The 22,996-nt window shown below is 38.7% G+C and carries 20 protein-coding genes; all 20 read left to right on the top strand.

Going from position 1 to position 22,996, the window contains the following annotated elements; all coding sequences use genetic code 11:
* The first annotated feature begins 3 nt into the window (after positions 1-3).
* The 20 genes from MF646_RS05125 to dapG all read left to right on the top strand — a co-directional run bounded on the left by MF646_RS05125 (position 4) and on the right by dapG (position 22,978).
* On the top strand, positions 4-1,707 hold the full coding sequence (locus MF646_RS05125; protein ID WP_250095421.1) for a proline--tRNA ligase: 1,704 nt from the start codon (positions 4-6) through the stop codon (positions 1,705-1,707).
* A 120-nt stretch (positions 1,708-1,827) separates the two neighbouring features.
* Positions 1,828-6,129: a PolC-type DNA polymerase III gene (locus tag MF646_RS05130; protein ID WP_250095422.1), complete on the top strand. Its 4,302-nt coding sequence runs from the start codon at positions 1,828-1,830 to the stop codon at positions 6,127-6,129.
* Positions 6,130-6,346: 217 nt separating this feature from the next.
* Positions 6,347-6,817 (top strand): ribosome maturation factor RimP, encoded by a 471-nt coding sequence (gene rimP, locus MF646_RS05135; RefSeq protein ID WP_250095423.1) that lies wholly within the window; start codon positions 6,347-6,349, stop codon positions 6,815-6,817.
* Positions 6,818-6,856: 39 nt separating this feature from the next.
* Positions 6,857-7,978: a transcription termination factor NusA gene (nusA, locus tag MF646_RS05140; RefSeq protein ID WP_250095424.1), complete on the top strand. Its 1,122-nt coding sequence runs from the start codon at positions 6,857-6,859 to the stop codon at positions 7,976-7,978.
* Positions 7,979-7,995: 17 nt separating this feature from the next.
* Positions 7,996-8,268: an RNase P modulator RnpM gene (rnpM, locus tag MF646_RS05145; protein WP_338035471.1), complete on the top strand. Its 273-nt coding sequence runs from the start codon at positions 7,996-7,998 to the stop codon at positions 8,266-8,268.
* A complete protein-coding gene (locus tag MF646_RS05150; protein ID WP_250095426.1) occupies positions 8,265-8,567 on the top strand; it encodes a YlxQ family RNA-binding protein in 303 nt (100 codons plus the stop codon). Before rnpM ends, MF646_RS05150 begins: the two co-directional genes overlap by 4 nt.
* A 17-nt stretch (positions 8,568-8,584) precedes the next feature.
* A complete protein-coding gene (gene infB / locus MF646_RS05155) occupies positions 8,585-10,675 on the top strand; it encodes a translation initiation factor IF-2 (protein WP_250095427.1) in 2,091 nt (696 codons plus the stop codon).
* Complete coding sequence (locus tag MF646_RS05160) at positions 10,672-10,953, top strand: DUF503 domain-containing protein (RefSeq protein WP_250095428.1); 282 nt, start codon at positions 10,672-10,674, stop codon at positions 10,951-10,953. Before infB ends, MF646_RS05160 begins: the two co-directional genes overlap by 4 nt.
* Positions 10,954-10,976: 23 nt before the next feature.
* On the top strand, positions 10,977-11,327 hold the full coding sequence (gene rbfA / locus MF646_RS05165) for a 30S ribosome-binding factor RbfA (protein ID WP_034629559.1): 351 nt from the start codon (positions 10,977-10,979) through the stop codon (positions 11,325-11,327).
* A 113-nt stretch (positions 11,328-11,440) separates the two neighbouring features.
* Positions 11,441-12,361 carry a tRNA pseudouridine(55) synthase TruB gene (truB, locus tag MF646_RS05170; RefSeq protein WP_250095429.1) on the top strand — a complete coding sequence of 307 codons (921 nt, stop codon included), beginning with the start codon at positions 11,441-11,443 and terminating at the stop codon, positions 12,359-12,361.
* Positions 12,362-12,389: 28 nt separating this feature from the next.
* The gene (gene ribF / locus MF646_RS05175) at positions 12,390-13,337 is read left to right on the top strand and encodes a bifunctional riboflavin kinase/FAD synthetase (RefSeq protein ID WP_250095430.1); all 948 of its coding nucleotides are present in this window, start codon (positions 12,390-12,392) and stop codon (positions 13,335-13,337) included.
* Positions 13,338-13,470: 133 nt separating this feature from the next.
* Positions 13,471-13,740 (top strand): 30S ribosomal protein S15, encoded by a 270-nt coding sequence (gene rpsO / locus MF646_RS05180; RefSeq protein WP_012959342.1) that lies wholly within the window; start codon positions 13,471-13,473, stop codon positions 13,738-13,740.
* Between the two features lie 161 nt (positions 13,741-13,901).
* Positions 13,902-16,016, top strand: coding sequence for a polyribonucleotide nucleotidyltransferase (gene pnp / locus MF646_RS05185; protein ID WP_250095431.1), 2,115 nt, complete (start codon positions 13,902-13,904; stop codon positions 16,014-16,016).
* Between the two features lie 103 nt (positions 16,017-16,119).
* Entirely contained in the window at positions 16,120-17,109 is a 990-nt protein-coding gene (locus tag MF646_RS05190; protein WP_250095432.1) for a polysaccharide deacetylase family protein, read from the top strand.
* 2 nt (positions 17,110-17,111) lie between these two features.
* Positions 17,112-18,350, top strand: a complete 1,239-nt coding sequence (locus MF646_RS05195; protein WP_250095433.1) for a M16 family metallopeptidase — start codon at positions 17,112-17,114, stop codon at positions 18,348-18,350.
* Between the two features lie 92 nt (positions 18,351-18,442).
* Entirely contained in the window at positions 18,443-18,685 is a 243-nt protein-coding gene (locus tag MF646_RS05200) for a YlmC/YmxH family sporulation protein (protein ID WP_250095434.1), read from the top strand.
* A gap of 359 nt (positions 18,686-19,044) precedes the next feature.
* Entirely contained in the window at positions 19,045-19,929 is an 885-nt protein-coding gene (gene dpaA, locus MF646_RS05205) for a dipicolinic acid synthetase subunit A (RefSeq protein WP_250095587.1), read from the top strand.
* Positions 19,930-19,943: 14 nt separating this feature from the next.
* Positions 19,944-20,537: a dipicolinate synthase subunit B gene (locus tag MF646_RS05210; protein WP_250095435.1), complete on the top strand. Its 594-nt coding sequence runs from the start codon at positions 19,944-19,946 to the stop codon at positions 20,535-20,537.
* A 154-nt stretch (positions 20,538-20,691) separates the two neighbouring features.
* Positions 20,692-21,732, top strand: coding sequence for an aspartate-semialdehyde dehydrogenase (asd, locus tag MF646_RS05215; protein WP_250095436.1), 1,041 nt, complete (start codon positions 20,692-20,694; stop codon positions 21,730-21,732).
* Between the two features lie 16 nt (positions 21,733-21,748).
* Positions 21,749-22,978 (top strand): aspartate kinase, encoded by a 1,230-nt coding sequence (gene dapG, locus MF646_RS05220; RefSeq protein ID WP_250095437.1) that lies wholly within the window; start codon positions 21,749-21,751, stop codon positions 22,976-22,978.
* Positions 22,979-22,996 lie beyond the last annotated feature (18 nt).

Raw genomic sequence — 22,996 nt, forward strand, 5'->3', positions numbered from 1 at the left:
AAAATGAGACAAAGGAATTATTTAACACCTACATTACGGGATGTACCAGCTGATGCAGAAATAAAAAGCCATCAGCTTATGCTAAGATCAGGACTGATTCGCCAAACGGCTTCTGGAATATATTCATACTTGCCTTTAGGGAAGAAAGTACTTAGGAAAGTTGAAGAAATCATTCGGAGTGAAATGGACGAAGCTGGGGGACAAGAAGTGCTTATGCCAGCTATTCAGCCTGCTGAACTGTGGGAAGAATCTGGTCGTTTAGGTGATTATGGCCCAGAACTTATGAGGTTGAAAGACCGACATGAGCGTGACTTCGTTCTTGGTGCGACTCATGAAGAAGTTATTACAACTCTCGTTCGTGACGATGTGAAATCTTATAAAAAGCTTCCGATGAACTTATATCAAATACAAACGAAATATCGTGATGAAAGAAGACCGAGATTTGGTGTACTGCGTTCTCGTGAATTTATTATGAAGGATGCATATTCTTTTGATACATCACAAGAAGGGCTTGATAAAAGTTATCAAGATATGTATTCTGCTTACCAAAATATCTTCTCGCGTTGCGAGCTTGATTTTCGTGCGGTTGAGGCTGATTCTGGAGCAATTGGCGGTACGGACACTCATGAGTTTATGGTTCTTAGTGAAATTGGTGAAGACACGATTGCATATTCCAATCAATCAGATTTCGCAGCAAACATTGAAATTGCTCCTGTACACGTGAGGTATGAGAAATCATCTACAGAGCCGTTAGAGCTTGAAAAGATTGATACACCGAATACGAAAACGATTACTGAACTTACATCGTTTTTAAATGTAAATTCAAGTGAGACAATAAAATCCCTTCTTTTCATTGTGAACGAAGAACCAGTGCTTGTTTTAGTACGTGGAGATCATGAAGTAAATGAGATCAAAGTAGGCAATGTCTTTGGAAAAGCAGCAGTAGAATTAGCTACTCCCGAACAAACAGCTAATATTTTAGGGTGCGAAACAGGATATATTGGGCCAATTGGAGTACCTAGTTCAGTGAAGATCATTGCTGATCACGCTATTGAATTTGTTACAAACGGTGTATGCGGTGCAAATGAGAAGGATAAGCACTTTAAACATGTTAATCCAGGTCGAGATTTTCAAGTTACACAATATGAAGATCTACGCCTTATTCAAGAAGGGGATCCATCTCCTGATGGAAAAGGGACGATTCAATTTGCAAAGGGTATCGAAGTGGGCCATGTGTTTAAACTTGGTACAAAGTATAGCGAGGCTCTTGGCGCAACGTACTTAGATGAAAATGGCAAGACACAAACAATGATTATGGGTTGTTACGGTATCGGTGTATCTAGAACAGTGGCTGCTATTGTTGAACAACATCATGATGAGAATGGAATTGTATGGCCAGCCTCTGTTGCTCCATTTGATTTACATCTAGTTACGATAAATGTAAAAGATGAAGATCAAAAAAATCTTGGGGAAGAGCTATATCAAACATTAAAACAGGAACGCTATGATGTATTATTTGATGATCGCCCTGAACGAGCAGGGGTGAAATTTAAAGATTCTGATTTACTAGGTTTACCAATCCGAGTGGGTGTTGGTAAGAAAGCTTCTGAAGGGATTGTTGAGTTGAAAATAAGAAAGAGTGGGGAAATGATTGAAGTCCATGTCTCTGACTTACTTGAAACGTTAAAAAAGCTGCAAAGTAAGTAACCTACTGTTATATATTTATGTTAAAATGGTATCTCATGTCAATGAGGTACCATCTCTTTTCATGTAGAAAAAATCAAATTAAAATAGAGATAAGATATAAAGAGCGGGGAGGTTGTTTGGATGTCACAAGATGAACAAATACGTAAGGAACGACTTCAGTTACTTCTCCAACAATTACAAATGCCCGACCAATTAGTTAATACACATTTTAAAGAGGCCCTAATTAGAAAGTTAGTGATCTCGAAGGAAAAAAGAGCGTGGCATTTTCATATTGAAGTACCTGTTGTAGTACCAGCTCAAGTTTATGAATTATTTGCTGAGAGATTAAAAGTAACGTTTGAACATATAGCCGCTGCTACTTTTACATTTCATTACCAACGCCTTCAATTGGAGGAGCCCGAGTGGATTGATTATTGGCCGCTAATCATTTCAAAATTATCTCAAATCTCGGAAGGGATTCGTGAATTATTGAAAAAGCAAACACCAAAGTATGATGGGAAAAGGCTTGTTATTCAAGTGCGGAATGAGACAGAAGCTGTTGCATTAAAAAGAAAACTATCCGAGCCCTTTCAAACAACACTTGCTCAACTTAGTTTACCGCCTGTCAATATTGATACGCATATTCATGAATCAAAACAAGAGTTTGAGAAGTTTGTTGAGCAGCGAGAGCAAGAAGATCATTCAAAAGTGGTCGAAGCAATTTTAGAGAAGAAGAAAAACGAACAGCAAGCTGAAAAAGAGCTTAGTGGAAAGCCGTTAGTCATTGGTTATCCTATTAAAGACGAGCCTATGCCACTAGAGGCAATTATAGATGAGGAACGACGAGTCACTGTACAGGGTTACGTATTTGATGCAGAAACTAGGGAGCTAAGAAGTGGACGAACGTTATTAACCTTTAAAATTACTGATTACACAGATTCGATCCTTGTTAAAATGTTTTCAAGAGACAAGGAAGATGTCCCGCTTCTACAAGCTATTAAAAAAGGCATGTGGGTAAAAGTACGTGGTGGTATTCAAAATGATACATTTGTACGTGATTTAGTGATGATCGGAAATGATGTAAACCAACTAAATCCTGTTGAACGAATCGACTCTGCAGCAGAGGATGAGAAACGAGTTGAACTTCATTTGCATACAACGATGAGTCAAATGGACGGCATTGTTTCTGCAGGAAGATATGTAGAACAAGCGGCTAAATGGGGTCACCCGGCCGTCGCTATTACGGATCATGGGGTTGTACAATCTTTTCCAGAAGCTTATTCATCGGGGAAAAAGCACGGAATTAAAGTATTGTATGGTATCGAAGCGAATTTGGTAGATGATGGTGTACCAATTGCCTATAACGAAGCTCACCGTTTATTAATGGAAGATGAATACATTGTATTTGATGTTGAAACGACAGGCTTATCAGCTGTTTATAACACGATTATTGAACTTGCTGCTGTCAAAATTAAAGGCGGGGAAATCATTGACAGGTTTGAATCTTTCGCAGATCCACACGAACCGTTAACGAATACAATTATTGAACTAACTGGAATCACAGACGATATGGTTAAAGGTCAGCCAGAAGTTGCTGATGTTCTTCGTGATTTTAAAGAATTTGTCGGTGATGGAATTTTAGTTGCTCATAATGCTAGTTTTGATATGGGCTTTCTAAACGTCGGTTATCAGAAAATTGGTCTAGGCGAAGCGATGAATCCAGTTATTGATACGTTAGAATTAGGTCGTTTTCTATACCCAGAGCTGAAAAATCATCGACTTAATACGCTCTGTAAAAAGTTTGATATTGAACTCGTCAGCCATCACCGAGCCATTTATGATGCTGAAGCAACGGGATATTTGTTATGGAAAATGGTGAAAGATGCCAATGAACGTGAGATAACGTATCATGATCAATTAAATGAACATATGGGACAAGGGAATTTCCATCGTCAGCGCCCTGCTCATTGTACAATTTTAGCGCAAACGCAAGAAGGGTTGAAAAATCTTTATCAACTTGTGTCCATGTCGCACTTAGAGTATTTCTTCCGGACACCTAGAATCCCAAGATCTCAGCTGCAAAAGCACCGTAATGGTTTGTTAATTGGTTCAGCCTGTGATAAAGGTGAGGTTTTTGAAGGAATGATGCAAAAGTCAGCGGATGAGGTAGAAGAAATTGCCAAATTCTATGATTATATTGAAATTCAGCCTCTGGCGACGTATCAACATTTAATAGAGAAAGAGTTAGTAAAAAATGATGCGGCATTAGAGGAAATTGTCTCGAATATAGTTAAGCTTGGGGAAAAGTTAGACAAGCCAGTTGTTGCAACAGGCAATGCCCATTATTTACACAAAGAAGATTATATTTACCGCAAAATATTAATTGCGTCACAAGGTGGAGCTAACCCTCTTAATAAACAAACATTGCCTGAAGTGCATTTCCGTACGACTGATGAAATGTTAGAAGCTTTTGCTTTTTTAGGTAACGAGAAGGCGAAAGAAGTCGTCGTCACAAATACGCAAAAGGTTGCCAATTTAATCGAAGAAATTCAACCGATTCCAGATGATTTATATACGCCTAAGATTGAAGGGGCGGATGATGAGATTAGGGAAATGAGTTATAGCATGGCAAAAAGTATCTATGGAGAAGATTTGCCAGAAATTGTAGAAGCTCGAATTGAGAAAGAGCTTAAGAGCATTATTGGTCATGGGTTTGCAGTTATTTATTTAATTTCACACAAACTTGTTAAAAAGTCATTAATTGATGGCTATTTAGTAGGTTCTCGGGGGTCAGTAGGTTCTTCATTAGTCGCTACATTAACTGAAATTACGGAGGTTAACCCACTCCCACCGCATTACGTGTGTCCTAACTGCCACCACTCTCATTTCTTTGATGATGGGTCTGTCGGTTCAGGATTCGACTTGCCTGATAAAGATTGCCCTGAATGTGGAACAGCTTATATAAAAGATGGACAAGATATCCCGTTTGAAACGTTTTTAGGCTTCAAAGGAGATAAGGTTCCCGATATCGATTTGAATTTCTCTGGGGAATATCAGCCACGTGCCCACCATTATACAAAGGAATTATTCGGTGAAGAGTACGTATATCGTGCAGGGACAATTGGTACCGTTGCTGAGAAAACAGCCTACGGTTATGTCAAAGGGTATCAAGGTGACCATGACCTTCATATGAGAGGGGCTGAAATTGATCGTCTCGTTTCGGGCTGTACAGGAGTAAAGCGAACGACGGGACAACATCCTGGTGGGATTATTGTTGTTCCTGATTATATGGACATACATGATTTTTCCCCAATCCAGTTTCCTGCAGATGATAAGAATTCAGAGTGGAAGACAACGCATTTTGATTTCCATTCGATTCACGATAATTTATTAAAACTAGATATCCTTGGTCACGATGACCCGACAGTTATCCGTATGCTTCAAGATCTAAGTGGAATTGACCCGAAAACCATTCCAACTGATGATCCTGAAGTAATGAAGATCTTTAGCGGTCCAGATGTATTAGGAGTAACAGAAGAACAAATCATGTGTAAGACAGGGACACTTGGTATCCCTGAGTTTGGTACAAGGTTTGTTCGTCAAATGCTTGAGGAAACAAAACCAAGTACATTTTCTGAACTAGTTCAGATTTCTGGTTTATCTCATGGTACGGATGTTTGGTTGAATAATGCGAATGAACTTATTTATAATGGCACGTGTGAATTAAAAGACGTGATTGGCTGTCGTGACGATATAATGGTTTACTTGATATACAAGGGACTTGAGCCTTCTTTAGCTTTTAAAATAATGGAGTTTGTTCGAAAAGGGAAAGGTCTTCAACCAGAGTGGATTGATGAAATGAAAAAGCATGAAGTTCCTGATTGGTACATCGGTTCATGCTTAAAAATAAAATATATGTTCCCGAAAGCCCATGCGGCAGCTTACGTTTTAATGGCTGTTCGAATTGCGTATTTTAAAGTTCATCACCCTATTTTGTATTATGCTTCTTATTTTACTGTACGTGCTGATGATTTTGATTTAGATACAATGATTAAAGGACCAGCTGCTATAAAAGCAAAAGTACAAGAAATTAATGCAAAAGGATTGGATGCTTCTCCTAAAGAGAAATCTGTACTCACCGTTCTTGAACTTGCGTTAGAAATGTGTGAAAGAGGATTTTCATTCCAAAAAGTTGATTTGTATCGTTCTAGTGCAACGGAGTTTATTGTGGAGGAAAATTCTCTCTTGCCTCCATTTAATGCAATGACTGGTGTGGGGACAAATGCTGCACTTAATATTGTAAAAGCAAGAGGGAATGGAGAATTCCTTTCAAAAGAAGATCTGCAGCAACGAAGTAAGTTAACAAAGACGGTATTAGAACATTTAGATGAGCATGGATGTTTAGAGGGAATGCCTGATTCCAATCAGCTTTCTCTGTTCTAGTCCGCTCCAGTTCTGTTGCAATGCGTAGTATAGTATGGTATTGTGTTATATGGTAATACTTAGAATATGTTACGCAAAAGAGTGGGGAAACCCACTCTTTCGTTGTTCGATCTACTTTTTTCTAGTAAAACAAGCGGCGTAACTGAAGATACTATTAATAATCATTATTCGGTTCGCTATCCATACATGAAATAGTAGAACAGCGAGGAGGGTACAGATGAGTAAGAAAGTCACTGAAATCACAAGTGAATTAGTAACGCCCATTTTAGATGAGCTTAACTTAGAACTTGTAGAGGTAGAATTTAAAAAAGAAGGACCGAATTGGTTTTTACGAATTTTTATTGACTCAGATACAGGAGTAGACCTTGAAGACTGTGGTGTTGTAAGTGAAAAGCTGAGTGAAAAACTTGATGAGCTTGATCCAATTCAACAAGCTTATTTTCTTGAAGTATCATCACCAGGAGCAGAGAGGCCTTTAAAAAAGGAAAAAGATATAACGAAAGCCATTGGAAAAAATGTCCACGTCACAACATATGAACCAGTTGACGGGGAAAAGACTTTCGAAGGTAAACTTGTTAATTTTAATGGTGAAAATTTAGAAATTGAAGTGAAAATAAAAACTCGTAAAAAAGTGTTTACTGTCCCATACGCGAAAGTAGCAAACGCAAGATTAGCCATTATTTTCTAAAAAGCTTATCTTGACCATTGAAAGGGGGAAATAGAATCCATGAACAGTGATTTTATGGATGCATTGGCAACGTTAGAAAGAGAAAAAGGAATTAAAAAAGAAGTAATCATTGAGGCAATTGAAGCTGCACTTATCTCAGGATACAAACGTAACTTTAACCAAGTTCAAAATGTGCGAGTCGATGTCAACCGAGACAACGGAAGGATTCGAGTTTTTGCAAGGAAGACAGTTGTTGAAGAAGTATTTGATGCACGTCTTGAAATCTCCCTTGATGAAGCTCAAAAACTAAACCCAAGCTATGAAGTGGATGATGTAGTGGAAATTGAGGTCACGCCAAAAGATTTTGGGCGTATCGCTGCTCAAACGGCGAAACAAGTAGTGACACAACGTGTTCGCGAAGCGGAAAGAGGCATTATTTATTCCGATTTTATCGATCGTGAAGAGGATATAATGACAGGGATTGTACAAAGACAAGATCACCGCTTTATTTATGTTGACCTTGGAAAAGTGGAAGCTCTTCTACCTTTGAGTGAACAAATGCCAAATGAAAGCTACAAACATAATGATCGTATAAAAGCGTACATTACTAAAGTCGAAAAAACAACAAAGGGCCCACAAATCTTAATTTCACGTACTCATCCTGGTCTTTTAAAGAGATTATTTGAACTCGAAGTACCTGAAATTTATGACGGTACAGTTGAAATTAAATCAGTATCTCGAGAAGCAGGTGACCGTTCGAAGATTGCCGTTCATGTTGACAATCCTGAAGTTGATCCTGTAGGAGCATGTGTAGGTCCTAGAGGGCAAAGAGTTCAAACGATTGTTAATGAGTTAAAAGGTGAAAAAATTGATATCGTACGTTGGTCAGAAGACCCAGTCGAGTATGTAGCAAACGCTCTTAGCCCATCAAAAGTCTTAAAAGTAAACGTAAATGAAGAAGAGAAAATGACTCAAGTCATCGTACCTGATTACCAGCTATCTCTTGCAATTGGAAAACGTGGACAAAATGCAAGGCTGGCAGCAAAACTTACAGGGTGGAAAATTGACATTAAAAGTGAGTCGGATGCTAGGGAGCTTGGCCTACTAGATGATGAGGAAGAACTTGTTCCTGTAGGCAATGAAGAGGATGTATTTGTTCCAGAGATGGACGAACAAGAATAAAGAAGGAGATGGAGCCGGTGAAACAACGTAAAGTTCCTCTTCGAAAATGCATTGTGACAAATGAAATGAAGCCAAAACAAGAGTTAATTCGTATTGTTCGCTCTCCAGAAGGTGACGTATCCGTCGATGTAACAGGTAAAAAGAGCGGACGTGGGGCTTATATTAGCAATAACGATGAAAGTTTTGAATTAGCTAAGAAAAAAGATGTACTATCACGGCATTTACAAGTTAAGGTTGATCCTGAAATTTATGATGAACTCCATGAAGCAAGTAAAAGGAATCGTAAATGATGGAGAAATGGATATCATTACTAGGATTAGCAGCGCGAGCAAGGAAGCTTGTTACTGGGGAAGAGCTCGTAATAAAAGAAGTGAGAAGAAAAACTGTAAGGTTAGTCATTTTATCTTCCGATGCTGCAGAACAAACAAAGAAAAAGGTATTGGACAAATGCGGCCATTACAACATTCCGGTACGGATAACGTCTGATCGCGCAACGCTTGGGCAAGCTATCGGAAAAGCGGAGAGAGTCGTCATTGGAGTAATGGATGATGGATTTGCAAAAAAGATGACCGCATTACTCGACCAATGATTTTTGGAGGTAAGTATATGAAAAAAATGCGAATATATGAATATGCAAAAGAGAAAGATGTAGCAAGCAAAGTCATCATTGATCAGTTAAAAGAATCAGGCTTTTCGGTTACAAATCATATGTCAGTTTTAGATGAAAAGATGATGGAAACATTAACGGGTGGAAATAGCTCTTCAACAACAGCTACAAAGAACCAAGAAAAAAATGACCATCGCCCTAAGCAACAAAAAAACGATGGGAAACGTAATCAATCGAAGCCTTCAAATAATAAAAATCAGCAAAACCGCGGAAACAAACAGCAAAATAAGCGTGGAGGCGGCGGTCATAAGCAAGAGCCACCAAAACCAAAACCATTACCAGAAAAAATTACGTATGTTGGTTCGCTAACTGTCGGAGAAATAGCGAAAGAGCTACATAAAGAACCTTCTGAAATCATTAAGAAATTAATGGGTCTTGGTGTAATGGCAACTATTAACCAAGAATTAGACACTGACACAATTGAACTCATCGCAGGTGATTATGGCGTTCTTGTTGAGGAAGAAATTGTTATTGATGAAATGGATTTTGAAAGTTATGTAGATGATGATTCCGAGGAAGACTTACAAGAGAGACCACCTGTTGTAACGATTATGGGTCACGTAGACCACGGTAAAACGACGTTACTTGACTCCATTCGCCATACGAAAGTAACAGAAGGCGAAGCTGGTGGAATTACGCAACACATTGGTGCGTACCAAATTGAGTCAGGTGGCAAGAAGGTCACATTCCTTGATACACCAGGTCACGCAGCCTTTACGACAATGCGTGCGCGTGGTGCTCAAGTCACTGATATTACCATTCTTGTTGTCGCAGCAGATGATGGTGTAATGCCTCAAACAAAAGAGGCAATCAGCCATGCAAAAGCAGCAGGTGTACCAATTATTGTTGCAGTAAATAAAATTGATAAAGAAGCAGCGAACCCTGATCGTGTCATGCAAGAATTAACAGAATTTGAACTTGTCCCTGAAGCGTGGGGAGGAGATACAATTTTTGTAAATGTATCAGCTCTTGCAGGAACAGGAATTGATGAGTTATTAGAAATGATTCTTCTTGTTTCAGAAGTAGAGGAATTAAAAGCGAATCCAGATAAATTAGCGAAAGGTACAGTAATTGAAGCGGAACTTGATAAAGGCCGTGGAGCTGTAGCTACTCTGCTTGTACAAAGTGGAACGTTAAAAGTTGGAGATCCAATTGTTGTAGGGTCTGCGTTTGGACGTGTTCGTGCGATGGTTAATGATCTTGGTCGTCGTGTGAAAGAAGTTGGACCTTCTACACCAGTTGAAATTACTGGGCTTAACGAAGTTCCATTGGCAGGAGACCAATTCCAAGCCTTCGCAGATGAGAAGAAAGCTCGTCAAATTGGGGAAGCTAGAATGTCTCGTCAACGTGAAGAAAATCTTGCTGAAAGTTCAAAAGTAAGCTTGGATGACCTATTCAATCAAATCCAGCAAGGTGAAGTAAAAGATATTAATATCATCATTAAAGCTGACGTTCAAGGTTCAGTTGAAGCTATGCGCGGATCATTAGAAAAAATTGACGTAGAAGGTGTTAAAGTTAAAATCATTCATACTGGTGTTGGAGCTATTACCGAGTATGATGTAATGCTTGCATCAGCTTCTAATGCGATTATTATTGGTTTCAATGTACGTCCGGATGTGAATGCAAAACGTACAGCGGAAGCTGAAAAAGTTGATATTCGCCTTCATCGTGTCATTTATAATGCCATTGATGAAATTGAGGCAGCAATGAAAGGAATGCTTGACCCTGAATTTGAAGAAAAAGTCATTGGTCAAGTAGAGGTTCGTACAACATTTAAAGTTTCAAAAGTAGGTACGATTGCTGGAGCTTATGTTACTGATGGAAAAGTAACAAGAGATTCAACAGTGCGTCTCATTCGTGATGGAATTGTTATTTATGAGGGGTCAATCAATGCATTGAAACGATTTAAAGACGATGCCAAAGAAGTGGCTGCTGGATATGAGTGTGGAATCACACTTGAAAATTATAACGATATTAAAGAAGGCGACATCATTGAAGCGTATGTTATGGAGGAAATTGAGCGTAAATGATCATAGGGTTCGTACGTCTTGAACTCCTCATTTATGATGCTCAATCGCTGAAAGAAAAACGCTCTGTTTTAAAAAGTATTCAAACAAGATTGAAGCAACGGTTTAACGTTTCTGTTGCAGAAACAGATCATCATGATGTTTGGCAGCGAGCTGAATTAGCGTTAGTAACGGTTTCAAATGATCGCACAGTTTGTGAGCGTGAACTGCAAAAGGCACTTTCCTTAATTGATGGTGAGCCAAAAGCAGAAAGAACAGTTACTGATTATGAATGGCTCTAATGTAAAGAACAGAGGTGAATAGTATGAGTAATGTTCGTGCACACCGTGTAGGTGAACAAATGAAAAAAGAACTAAGTGATATTATTATGCGAGAGCTTAAAGATCCTCGTGTAAGTTTTGTAACAGTTACCGGAGTAGATGTCACAGGGGACCTTCAGCAAGCAAAAGTGTTTATTACAGTTCTTGGAAGTGACGAACAAAAAGAAGCAACTCTTCAAGCATTATCTAAAGCGAAAGGATTTATTCGTTCTGAGATTGGAAAACGAATTCGCCTTCGTAAAACACCAGATATCTTCTTTGAGTTTGATGAGTCGATTGAATATGGTAATCGTATTGAAACACTTCTTCAAGATATAAATAAAAATGAACGATAGATAATTAGAGGGTAGGAGGGCAAATGCTCTTCTACCCTTTTGTAATAAATGTTAGAGGGCAAGGTATGTACAAAAGGAGCCGTGCAAATTAATAGCAACAAAGGGAGGAACCAATGAACCCAAATGGAATCTTAATTTTACATAAACCACGAGGTATGACTTCTCACGATTGTGTGATGAAAGTTAGACGTTTATTTCAAACGAAAAAAGTTGGACATACAGGTACGCTAGATCCGGATGTGAATGGAGTACTGCCTATTTGTATCGGGAAAGCAACGAAAGTAGTGGAATACATGTCAGGATACTCAAAAGAGTACGAGGGTGAAGTAACGGTAGGGTTTTCGACAACAACGGAAGATAAAGGCGGTGATGTTGTTAACAAAAAGCCTGTTACGGATAAATGGACAGAAGCCGAACTTGACAAAGTACTTAATCACTTTAAAGGTGAAATTATTCAAGTTCCTCCAATGTATTCTGCAGTCAAAGTCAATGGCAAGAAACTGTATGAGTATGCCCGTGCTGGTAAGGAAGTAGAACGTCCTCAAAGAACTGTGACGATTCACTCCTTGGATCGATTATCCGATATTACTTATAAGGAAGATACGGCCTCATTTCGGTTTCGTGTCCATTGTAGCAAAGGGACGTACGTTCGAACATTGGCCGTTGATATAGGAAATAAGCTCGGATATCCCGCACATATGTCTGATCTCGTTCGTACATCGTCAGGTCCGTATTCTCTAGAGAATAGTATAACGTTTGAGCAATTAGAGGAATTTAAAGAAAATGGCCAATTGTTCGCTCAACTCATCCCATTTGAGACGGCTGTTAATTATTTGCCAAAGAGTATAGTAGATCAAGTAACGGAGCAACAGATAAAAAACGGGGCTGTTCTACCGATAAAGAAAGGGTTAGAACAAATACGATTTACCGTATATAATGAAAAGGGGGAGTGTTTAGCTGTTTATAAGCGCCACCCTACGAAAGAAGGCTTTGTTAAACCAGAAAAAATGTTTTGGACAGGCGAGCCATCTTAATAATTTAGGAGTGAAAAGGGGATTCTTAATGGATACCATTTATTTAGAACATCCTATAGATAGAAATACATTAAAGCCAGAAAAGACAGTGATGGCTTTAGGCTATTTTGATGGAGTACATACGGGTCACAAAGCAGTCATGAAAAAGGCAAAAGAGATTGCAAAAAAGCTTGATACAACAGCATCAGTTATGACGTTTCATCCACACCCAAAAGAAGTGTTGAGGAAAACGGAAATGAACTACATAACGCCATTACCAGATAAGATTGATAAAATTGAAAGAATGGGCATTGATACACTTTATGTAGTGAAATTTACCCCTTTATTTGCTAGCCTTACACCTCAAGAATTTGTTGATGACTATTTAATCGGGTTACATGTTGTACATGCTGTTGCAGGTTTTGATTTTACTTATGGTGCTCTCGGAAAAGGAACTATGGAAACTCTTCCATTTCATGCTCGTAATCGATTAGAAGCAACAGTTGTTGAAAAATATGAAAGTAACAATGAGAAAGTAAGTTCGACTAAAATCCGAGAGCTACTTAAACAAGGAGATGTGAATAGTGTAACAGCTCTTTTAGGGGAAGAATACGTCATTAAAGGGACAGTTGTTGATGGGGAAAAAAGGGGAAGAACCATTGGATTTCCAACAGCAAATATTGAACCTAAAGAACGATACATTATTCCAAGAACGGGAGTCTATGCTGTTAGATTAACGATAAATAAAGTTCAGTACGATGGTGTATGTAACATTGGATATAAACCAACTTTCCATCAGGAAAAGGACGTTGTTCCGACCATTGAAGTTCATCTCTTTTCCTTCCATGAAGATATTTATGGGCTAGAGGTAGAGATACATTGGTATTCTCGTATTAGGTCTGAAAAGAAATTTAAGGGCATTGATCAGCTTATTGAACAAATAAGCCTTGATAAAGAGGCGGCACAATCATTACTTAAATTAAAAGTCTATGAATAAGCCGGAAAGCTTGCAATCCATTCAAAAAAAAGGTATAGTATTGTTTGTACTACGGTACGAATCCGTTTCTTGGCAGATCGAGTCACCGACGTTTGCTAGGGAATAGGAGATTAGAAAAAGGGAGGTGAATAGGATGGCTTTAACACAAGAGCGTAAGAATGAGTTAATCGCTGAATTCAAAACGCATGACACTGACACTGGTTCTCCAGAGGTTCAAGTTGCTATCCTAACAGAGCAAATCAACACATTAAATGAGCACTTACGTACTCATAAGAAGGATCACCATTCACGTCGTGGTCTTCTTAAAATGGTAGGGCAACGTCGTAACTTGTTAACTTACCTACGTAACAAGGATGTTACACGTTACCGTAACCTAGTTGATAAGCTTGGTTTACGCCGATAATCGTGATGAAAGCGGGATAAATTCCCGCTTTTTTCTTGATCTTATAACATTGGTAATTTGACTAAAAATAACCAATCTTATATATTCTTTTACTTTTTAACAGAATTGGCAATAATAAATGAAGCTGGATTAATAAATGGTGTACGAGAGGAGTACGCGTAATGGAACAAACGAAACAAGTATTTACAATGGAGTGGGCTGGTCGAGAGCTTACAGTAGAAATTGGCCAATTAGCCAAACAAGCTAATGGCGCAGTGCTCGTCAGATATGGTGATACAGCTGTGTTATCAACAGCTACTGCTTCTAAAGAACCTAAAGATTTAAACTTTTTTCCTCTAACAGTCAATTATGAGGAGCGTCTCTATGCTGCAGGGAAAATTCCTGGAGGTTTCATTAAAAGAGAGGGTCGTCCAAGTGAAAGAGCGATTTTGACAAGTCGTTTAATTGACCGTCCAATTAGACCATTATTCCCAGATGGCTTCAGAAATGAAGTACAAGTGATTAGTATTGTAATGAGCTCTGATCCAAATGCCTCATCTGAAATGGCGGCTATGATTGGTTCGTCACTTGCCCTTTGTGTATCTGATATACCATTTGATGGCCCAATTGCTGGTGTAACTGTTGGTAGAATGGATGGAAAGTTCGTCATTAACCCAACAACTGAGCAGTTAGAGCAAAGCGATATTGACCTTGTTGTAGCTGGTACGAAAGAAGCTATTAACATGGTTGAAGCTGGTGCATCAGAAGTAACAGAAGAAGCAATGTTGGAAGCGATTATGTTTGGTCATGATGAAATTAAGAAATTAATTTCTTTCCAAGAGGAGATTGCAAATGCTGTCGGGAAGGAAAAGTCAGAAGTTCAATTAAAGATAGTTGACGCTGATCTAGAGCAAGAAGTACGTCAGATTTCTGAGGCAGAACTGAAAGAAGCTGTCCAAGTACAAGAGAAGCATGCAAGAGCAGAAGCAATTGATGCAATAAAAGAAAAAACGGTTGCGTCTTTCGAAGAGCGAGAAGACATAGATTTAGGTGATGTCAAAGAAGTTCTACATAAGATTGTAAAAGAAGAAGTACGTCGTCTAATTACAATTGATAAAGTGCGCCCAGATGGACGTAAGGTAGATGAAATTCGTCCACTTGCTTCTCAAGTAGATCTTCTTCCACGTACCCACGGGTCAGGTCTCTTCACTCGAGGACAAACTCAAGCATTAAGTATTTGTACTCTTGGTGCATTAGGGGATGTGCAAATTTTAGACGGGCTTGGAATTGAAGAATCTAAGAGATTCATGCACCATTATAATTTCCCGCAATTTAGTGTAGGCGAAACTGGGCCAATTCGGGGACCTGGTCGTCGCGAGATTGGACATGGTGCATTAGGTGAGAGAGCACTTGAGCCAGTCATACCTAATGAGAATGAATTTCCATATACAATTCGACTAGTTTCTGAAGTACTGGAATCTAATGGTTCAACGTCTCAGGCTAGTATTTGTGCAAGTACCCTTGCAATGATGGATGCAGGAGTACCAATTAAAGCACCTGTAGCTGGTATTGCGATGGGTCTTGTGAAACAAGAAGAGCATGTGTCAGTTCTTACGGACATTCAAGGTATGGAAGATGCGTTAGGTGACATGGATTTTAAAGTAGCTGGTACACGCGAAGGAATTACGGCTCTACAAATGGATATTAAAATTTCTGGTATTAACCGAGAGATCTTAGAAGAGGCGTTAGCTCAAGCTAAAAGAGGCCGCATGGTTATTTTAGATAATATGTTGTCTGCTATAGGGGAATACCGTACTGAGTTATCCACATATGCACCAAAAATTATGACTATGAAGATTAACCCAGATAAAATTCGTGATGTGATCGGACCTAGCGGTAAAATGATCAATAAGATCATTGAAGAAACTGGGGTTAAAATTGATATTGAGCAGGATGGAACAGTATATATTTCTTCTGTAGAGATGTCAATGAATGAAAAAGCACGTTCAATCATTGAAGATATTGTACGCGAAGTAGAAGTAGGGCAAACCTATCTTGGGAAAGTAAAACGAATTGAGAAATTTGGTGCGTTTGTTGAACTGTTCAAAGGTAAAGATGGTTTGGTTCATATTTCTCAGCTAGCAGAAGAACGTGTTGAAAAAGTAGAGGATGTTGTGAAGCTTGGAGATGAAATCCTTGTTCGTGTAACAGAGATTGATAACCAAGGAAGAGTTAATCTTTCACGTAAGGTTATTCTAAAAGAAGAGAAAGAGCGCAAACAACAAGCACAGAAGTAGTAATTAATGATAAAAGGGGACTGGGGAGTGATCCTAGTCTCCTTTTGCGTTCTAACCTGTCCAACTCTAGCATACAATCGCACTAGAGGAGGAGGGACTGGTGATGAAGAAAAAGATTATTCACGTAGGTGTGTTCTGTATCATTGTCATCCTATCGGTTGGAGCTGTCCAAAATCCATTTTCTATGAATTATATCAGTGAATTAAAGCACGATAGTCAAATGGTATTAAAGGAACAGGACTCTCTATACGAGGAAATAGTCGCACGCTCAGATTCATATACAGAACCTGCGATTGATGCAAGAGTAGATAGAGTTTGGAAAGCAGTACCTGGCTATAATGGGCTAGAGGTTGACGTAGAAGCTTCATATGATAAGATGAAGAAGCTCAATGAATTTGATGAAAACAGACTTGTCTTTAAAGAAACAAGTCCAAATGTTCATCTTGACGATCTGCCCCCATCTCCCATTTATAAAGGCAATGAAAACAAACCTGTTGTCACGTTTTTAGTTAATGTGGCATGGGGAAATGAATATCTGCCTGAAATGTTGAAGACATTAAAAAAACATGAACTACATACAACGTTTTTCTTAGATGGTTCATGGGTTAAGAGTAATCCAAATCTTGCTAAGATGCTGGTTGAAGAAGGCCATGAGATAGGAAATCATGCTTACTCACATCCAGATATGAACACATTAACAGTTGGGCGGATTGACGAGGAACTACAAAAGACAAATTCAGTTATAGAAGCAACAATTGAAGTTACACCTAATTGGTTTGCCCCGCCAAGTGGAAGCTACAATCAAACGGTGGTTGACCAAGCTCACAAACATGGAATGAAAACGGTCTTATGGTCAGTTGATACTGTAGATTGGAGAAAGCCTAACCCAACTGAAATGGTGAATCGTGTGCTATCAAAGGTACACAATGGAGCTATGATCTTAATGCATCCAACTGAACCGACAGCTAAGGGCTTAGAAGATTTAATTATTGGAATACAAGATAAAGGGTATAAGATTGGTACAGTTTCTGAGGTTCTCTCCGAACAACGAGTTATGTTAGGTGTAACCCTTGATGACAATAAGGGGGATTAAGAGTGGTAAATAGAATAGAACTAGACAACGGTGTTCGAATTTTAGCGGAACATATTTCATCTGTACGTTCGGTTTCAATTGGAGTGTGGATCGGTACAGGTTCGCGCTTTGAAAAGAAAGAAGAAAACGGTATCTCACATTTCTTAGAGCATATGTTTTTTAAAGGAACGAAAACACGTACAGCCGCTGAGATTGCTGAATCATTTGATAGCATAGGCGGGCAAGTAAATGCTTTTACTTCGAAAGAATATACATGCTATTACGCAAAAGTGTTAGATGATCATGCTGCGTATGCTGTTGACGTTTTGGCAGATATGTTTTTCAATTCTGTTTTCGACGAGACGGAGCTTCAAAAAGAAAAGAATGTTGTTTTCGAGGAAATTAAAATGGTAGATGATACACCAGATGATATTGTTCATGATTTGCTAAGCGAAGCAAGTTACAAAAGTCATTCTCTTGGTTATCCAATTTTAGGAACAGTAGATACATTAGAGGCGTTTAATGGCGACTCATTAAGGGAGTATATGTCCAGATTTTACACCGGTGACCATGTCGTTATTTCTGTTGCTGGGAACATTACAGATGAAGTAATTGATCAATTGAAAGAAATATTTTCAAATGTAAATCCTACAACATATCAACATAAAGATGAGAAACCTGTATTTTTTCCTAACTCCATTGTTCGCAAAAAGGAAACCGAACAAGCACATCTTTGTCTCGGTTATCCAGGTTTAGCAATCGGGGAAAAAAATGTATATGCTCTAGTTTTGTTGAATAATTTACTTGGCGGTAGTATGAGTAGCAGATTGTTTCAAGAGATTCGTGAAAAAAGAGGGTTATGCTACTCTGTATTTTCATATCACTCTTCCTATCAAGACAGTGGCATGTTAACTATTTATGCTGCTACAGCACATAGCCAATTGGACGATCTAACGAAAGCTTTACAAGAAACAGCTTATATACTTGCTGATGTAGGGATGACAGAAAAAGAACTTAAAAATGGCAAAGAACAGTTAAAAGGGAGTTTAATGTTAAGTTTAGAAAGTACAAATAGTCGGATGAGTCGTAATGGAAAAAATGAATTACTCCTCAAAAAACATCGGTCACTTGATGATATTGTTGATGAGATCGATAGTGTCACTCTCACTCAGGTGAATCAATTAGCAGCAACCATTTTAAAAGAGAATCCTTCCGTTTCCTTGATTAATTCAACAGGTAAATTACCAAAATCACTTCAATAATTTTTTCTTGAGATCAGATTTTTCGATAGTCTGGTCTTTTTTTAGGTTTCTGTTCATAGCTTACTACTAATGAAGGACGAGGAGGTAATCTGATGAGATTAAGTGAAATAAGCAGCAAAGAGATTATCGATTATCAAAAAGGGGAACGTCTAGGCATTTTAGGGCAAACAGATTTGTTAGTAAATGAAGAAACTGGTGAGATTGAAGCATTTATTATACCTACAATGAAATGGTTCGGATTTGGAAAGAAGGACCGTGAAGTAACAGTGTATTGGAATCAAGTTAAAAAAATTGGTGAAGATATGATCATTATTAATTTAGATCAATACGAGTGAGCGTGAATTGAATATTAGGAAAATGAGGAAGCAGAAAACGTATAAACGACTTTTTCAGTTTTCTCAGAAAAGCAGTTCTTTCATTCATTATGAAAGGCTGCTTTTTTTAGTCATTGTCCTATAAAATCAGTAGTTGGGTGTCCTTTATTAAGATTGATTTGTCTATCTAAAAATGGTATTCACCTATTGAATATACAGTACATATGCTATGGTGAATCGTTGCTGTTCATCCTTTGCCAACAGGAACAGGTGCATTTGGTGTCGCTTCTGTATGGAGGTATTCGAACTCTGAATGTAAAGCTCTTCTTAAGCGACCTGCGATGATGAGATTCGCATGAATGAAAGGAGAACAAGAGCAGATGTTAACAGATAAACACGTTGTCGTTATTGGAGGGGATGCACGACAATTGGAAATCATCAGGAAACTATCCACACTAGATGCAAAAATTTCGATGATTGGGTTTGATCAGTTGAATGATGGTTTTATTGGTGCATCGAAACACACGTTGAAAGACATTGAATGGTCGACGGCAGATGCCATTTTATTACCGGTAAGCGGCACGAGTTCAGATGGGAAAATTGAAACGGTCTTTTCAAATGAATCACTTGTATTAAAAGTCGATCACCTACAACAAACACCAGAACATTGCGTCATTTATTCGGGCATTAGTAATGAGTATCTTGACAACTGTGTTGAGAACTCAAAACGTTCATTAGTAAAGCTAATGGAGCGTGATGATGTTGCGATCTACAATTCAATTCCTACGGCAGAAGGAACTGTGATGATGGCGATTCAGCATACGGACATTACCATCCATCGTGCGAAAGTGGCCGTGTTAGGTCTAGGAAGAGTCGGTATGTCTGTAGCCAGGACTTTTAGCGCCTTAGGAGCAAATGTCAAAGTTGGCGCAAACGAATCACAACAGTTAGCTCGGATTACAGAAATGGGGTTAACACCATTTCATACAGATCACATGAAGGAAGAATTGAGAGATATTGACTTGTGTATTAATACGATACCAGCCCGTGTCATTACAGCAAATGTATTAGCAGAAATGCCTCTCCACACGCTTATTATTGATTTAGCCTCGAAGCCAGGCGGTACTGATTTTCGTTATGCAGAGAAGCGGGGGATGAAGGCGCTGTTAGCTCCTGGTTTACCAGGTATTGTAGCACCTAAAACAGCTGGTCAAATCTTAGCTGATGTCCTAGCGGTGTTGTTAACTAATCAGACGAAAAAGTAAGAGGGGGATGAATCATGTCATTAAAAGGGAAGCACATTGGATTTGGTATATCTGCATCTCATTGCACGTATGAAGAGGTTATGCCTCAAATTGAAAAATTAATTAAACACGGTGCGAAGGTGACTCCTTTTGTCTCTGGTAATGTAAAAAGCACAGATACAAAGTTCGGGACTAGTGCATACTGGTTAAAACGCATTGAAGAGATAACGGAGGAAGAGATTGTCGATACGATTGTGAAAGCCGAACCTTTTGGGCCGAAAACACCATTAGATTGTATGGTGCTTGCCCCGATTACAGGGAACTCAACGAGTAAACTTGCTAATGCAATGACAGATGGCCCTGTCTTAATGGGAGCAAAAGCAACATTACGTAGTGGCAATCCAGTTGTTCTTGGGATCTCAACAAACGATGCGTTGGGACTTAACGGTGTAAATATTATGAAATTAATGGCTACAAAAAACATATATTTTATTCCGTTTGGTCAGGATGATCCAATTAAGAAGCCAAACTCGTTAGTGGCTAGAATGGAAGCATTAGTGGATACGGTTGAGTCTGCCTTAGCTGGTAAGCAATATCAGCCTGTACTAGTAGAAAAATTCAGAGATTAAGCGATTCACATGGTTGCACAAATGAAATATTTCCCTTAAAGTTTAATAGAGAAAACAACAGATACAAACTAAGCATGGATATGCTATAATCATTCCATCTTAGTGAAAAAAATTCTATTAAACGTTGTAAGCAGATGAGGGGAGACGAACACAAATGTCAAATTATCATGTAGCTGTAGTGGGCGCAACAGGCGCAGTTGGTCAACAAATGTTAAAAACGTTGGAGGAAAGAGATTTTCCGATTGCTAGCTTGAAACTATTATCTTCAAAACGTTCAGCAGGGAAAGTTATCTCTTTTAAGGGGAAAGAGTATACAGTAGAAGAAGCAACACCTGAAGCTTTTGAAGGGGTTCAGATTGCACTATTTTCAGCAGGAGGATCAGTTTCAAAAGCACTAGCGCCGGAAGCAGTTAAACGTGGAGCGATTGTAGTTGATAATACAAGTGCATTTAGAATGGATTCAAACGTGCCTCTTGTTGTTCCAGAAGTAAATGAAGAAGCTTTAAAGAACCATAATGGAATCATTGCTAATCCAAATTGTTCAACGATTCAAATGGTTGTTGCTCTTGAGCCAATTCGTGAAAAGTATGGTCTGAAAAAAGTTGTTGTTTCAACATACCAAGCTGTATCTGGTGCAGGTCTTGAAGCGATTGAAGAAATGAAACAACAAACAAAAGATATTCTAGAAGGAAAAGAATTCACACCTGAAATCCTGCCAGTAGGCGGAGACAAAAAGCATTATCAGATCGCATTCAATGCCATTCCACAGATTGACCTTTTCCAAGAAAACGGGTATACGTATGAAGAAATGAAAATGATTAATGAAACAAAGAAAATCATGGAAATGGCAGAACTTGAAGTCGCAGCTACTTGTGTACGTCTTCCAGTAGAAACTGGTCATTCTGAATCTGTTTATATTGAGACAGAAAAAGGTGGAGCAACAGTTGCAGAATTAAAAGATCTACTTGCTACAGCTCCTGGAGTAACATTACAAGATGATCCAGCAAATCAAGTATATCCTCTTGCTTCAGAATGTGTAGGTAAGAATGATGTGTTTGTTGGTCGGATTCGTCATGATCTTGATCGTGATAATGGCTATCATATGTGGATTGTTTCAGATAACCTACTGAAAGGTGCAGCGTGGAATTCAGTACAAATTGCTGAAAGTCTCGTAAAATTAAATCTTTTATCGTAATAAAAGTAGGTGTCGTATGAAAATAATTGTTCAGAAATTTGGTGGTACGTCTGTACGAGATGACAAAAGTCGGTCTATGGCAGCGAACCATGTGAAAAAAGCTGTTGAAGATGGATATAAAGTCATTGTCGTTGTATCAGCAATGGGGCGTGAGGGAGAACCTTACGCCACGGACACATTACTCGGTCTTGTCAATCAAAGACAGTTACCGAAACGTGAGCAAGATCTACTAGTGTCTTGCGGTGAGATAATTTCTTCTGTTGTTTTCACGGATCTTTTGCAGAGTATGGGTATTACTGCTACTGCACTAACTGGTGCTCAAGCTGGCTTCAGAACAAATAACGAATTTTCAAATGCAAAGATTGTGGATATGAATTGTGACGATTTGAAAAAACAATTGAAAACAAGTGATGTGGTTGTTGTTGCTGGCTTCCAAGGTCAGACGTTCGATGGTCAGACGACGACGCTTGGAAGAGGGGGTAGTGATACGTCCGCAACAGCGTTAGGTGCAGCAGTTCAAGCTGAATGGGTTGATATCTTTACAGATGTTGAAGGAGTTATGACGGCAGATCCTAGAATAGTAGAGGATGCTAGGGCACTTGATGCTATGTCGTATGAAGAAATTTGTAACATGGCATACCAAGGTGCGAAAGTGATACATCCAAGAGCTGTAGAGGTAGCAATGCAAGCAAGGATTCCTATTCGAATTCGCTCAACCTATTCAAATAGCATAGGAACACTTGTTACAGCCAAAATTGCCAAACCTGCAACAGAAGTGAAAGACCGCGTGATTACCGGAATCGCGAATTTAGCCAATGTAGCACAAATTAAGGTATCCGCAAAACAAGGAGAATATGATTTACAAGAGAAAGTATTTAAAGCAATGGCGACCGCAGAAATCAGTGTTGACTTTATTAATATCAACCTTCGCGGTGTCTGCTATACAGTTATGGAGAATGTAGCTGACAAAGCAATTGAAGTATTGCATCAAATGGGTTATGAACCTGAGGTGACAAGAAATTGTGCAAAAGTGTCAGCTGTAGGAGCCGGTATGACCGGTGTTCCAGGTGTTACTGCCAAGATTGTAAGTGCATTATCAAAACAAAACATTCAAATACTACAATCAGCTGATTCTCATACAACAATTTGGGTACTAGTTAAAGAAAAAGATATGGTTAAAGCAGTTAACGCACTCCATCACATGTTTCAACTTGAACAGACAGGACAACTAGAAGAACAATCTTAGAAATATGAATCAAGGAGC

The sequence above is a fragment of the Halalkalibacter alkaliphilus genome (assembly GCF_023555415.1).
GTDB classification, from domain to species: Bacteria; Bacillota; Bacilli; order Bacillales; family Bacillaceae_D; genus Halalkalibacter; species Halalkalibacter alkaliphilus.

Excerpts from the sequence above, each read along its gene's own strand:
- MF646_RS05125 (WP_250095421.1), top strand. The coding sequence starts at position 4 with ATGAGACAAAGGAATTATTTAACACCTACATTACGGGATGTACCAGCT.
- MF646_RS05130 (WP_250095422.1), top strand. The coding sequence starts at position 1,828 with ATGTCACAAGATGAACAAATACGTAAGGAACGACTTCAGTTACTTCTC.
- rimP (WP_250095423.1), top strand. The coding sequence starts at position 6,347 with ATGAGTAAGAAAGTCACTGAAATCACAAGTGAATTAGTAACGCCCATT.
- nusA (WP_250095424.1), top strand. The coding sequence starts at position 6,857 with ATGAACAGTGATTTTATGGATGCATTGGCAACGTTAGAAAGAGAAAAA.
- MF646_RS05150 (WP_250095426.1), top strand. The coding sequence starts at position 8,265 with ATGATGGAGAAATGGATATCATTACTAGGATTAGCAGCGCGAGCAAGG.
- infB (WP_250095427.1), top strand. The coding sequence starts at position 8,585 with ATGAAAAAAATGCGAATATATGAATATGCAAAAGAGAAAGATGTAGCA.
- MF646_RS05160 (WP_250095428.1), top strand. The coding sequence starts at position 10,672 with ATGATCATAGGGTTCGTACGTCTTGAACTCCTCATTTATGATGCTCAA.
- rbfA (WP_034629559.1), top strand. The coding sequence starts at position 10,977 with ATGAGTAATGTTCGTGCACACCGTGTAGGTGAACAAATGAAAAAAGAA.
- truB (WP_250095429.1), top strand. The coding sequence starts at position 11,441 with ATGAACCCAAATGGAATCTTAATTTTACATAAACCACGAGGTATGACT.
- ribF (WP_250095430.1), top strand. The coding sequence starts at position 12,390 with ATGGATACCATTTATTTAGAACATCCTATAGATAGAAATACATTAAAG.
- rpsO (WP_012959342.1), top strand. The coding sequence starts at position 13,471 with ATGGCTTTAACACAAGAGCGTAAGAATGAGTTAATCGCTGAATTCAAA.
- pnp (WP_250095431.1), top strand. The coding sequence starts at position 13,902 with ATGGAACAAACGAAACAAGTATTTACAATGGAGTGGGCTGGTCGAGAG.
- MF646_RS05190 (WP_250095432.1), top strand. The coding sequence starts at position 16,120 with ATGAAGAAAAAGATTATTCACGTAGGTGTGTTCTGTATCATTGTCATC.
- MF646_RS05200 (WP_250095434.1), top strand. The coding sequence starts at position 18,443 with ATGAGATTAAGTGAAATAAGCAGCAAAGAGATTATCGATTATCAAAAA.
- dpaA (WP_250095587.1), top strand. The coding sequence starts at position 19,045 with ATGTTAACAGATAAACACGTTGTCGTTATTGGAGGGGATGCACGACAA.
- MF646_RS05210 (WP_250095435.1), top strand. The coding sequence starts at position 19,944 with ATGTCATTAAAAGGGAAGCACATTGGATTTGGTATATCTGCATCTCAT.
- asd (WP_250095436.1), top strand. The coding sequence starts at position 20,692 with ATGTCAAATTATCATGTAGCTGTAGTGGGCGCAACAGGCGCAGTTGGT.
- dapG (WP_250095437.1), top strand. The coding sequence starts at position 21,749 with ATGAAAATAATTGTTCAGAAATTTGGTGGTACGTCTGTACGAGATGAC.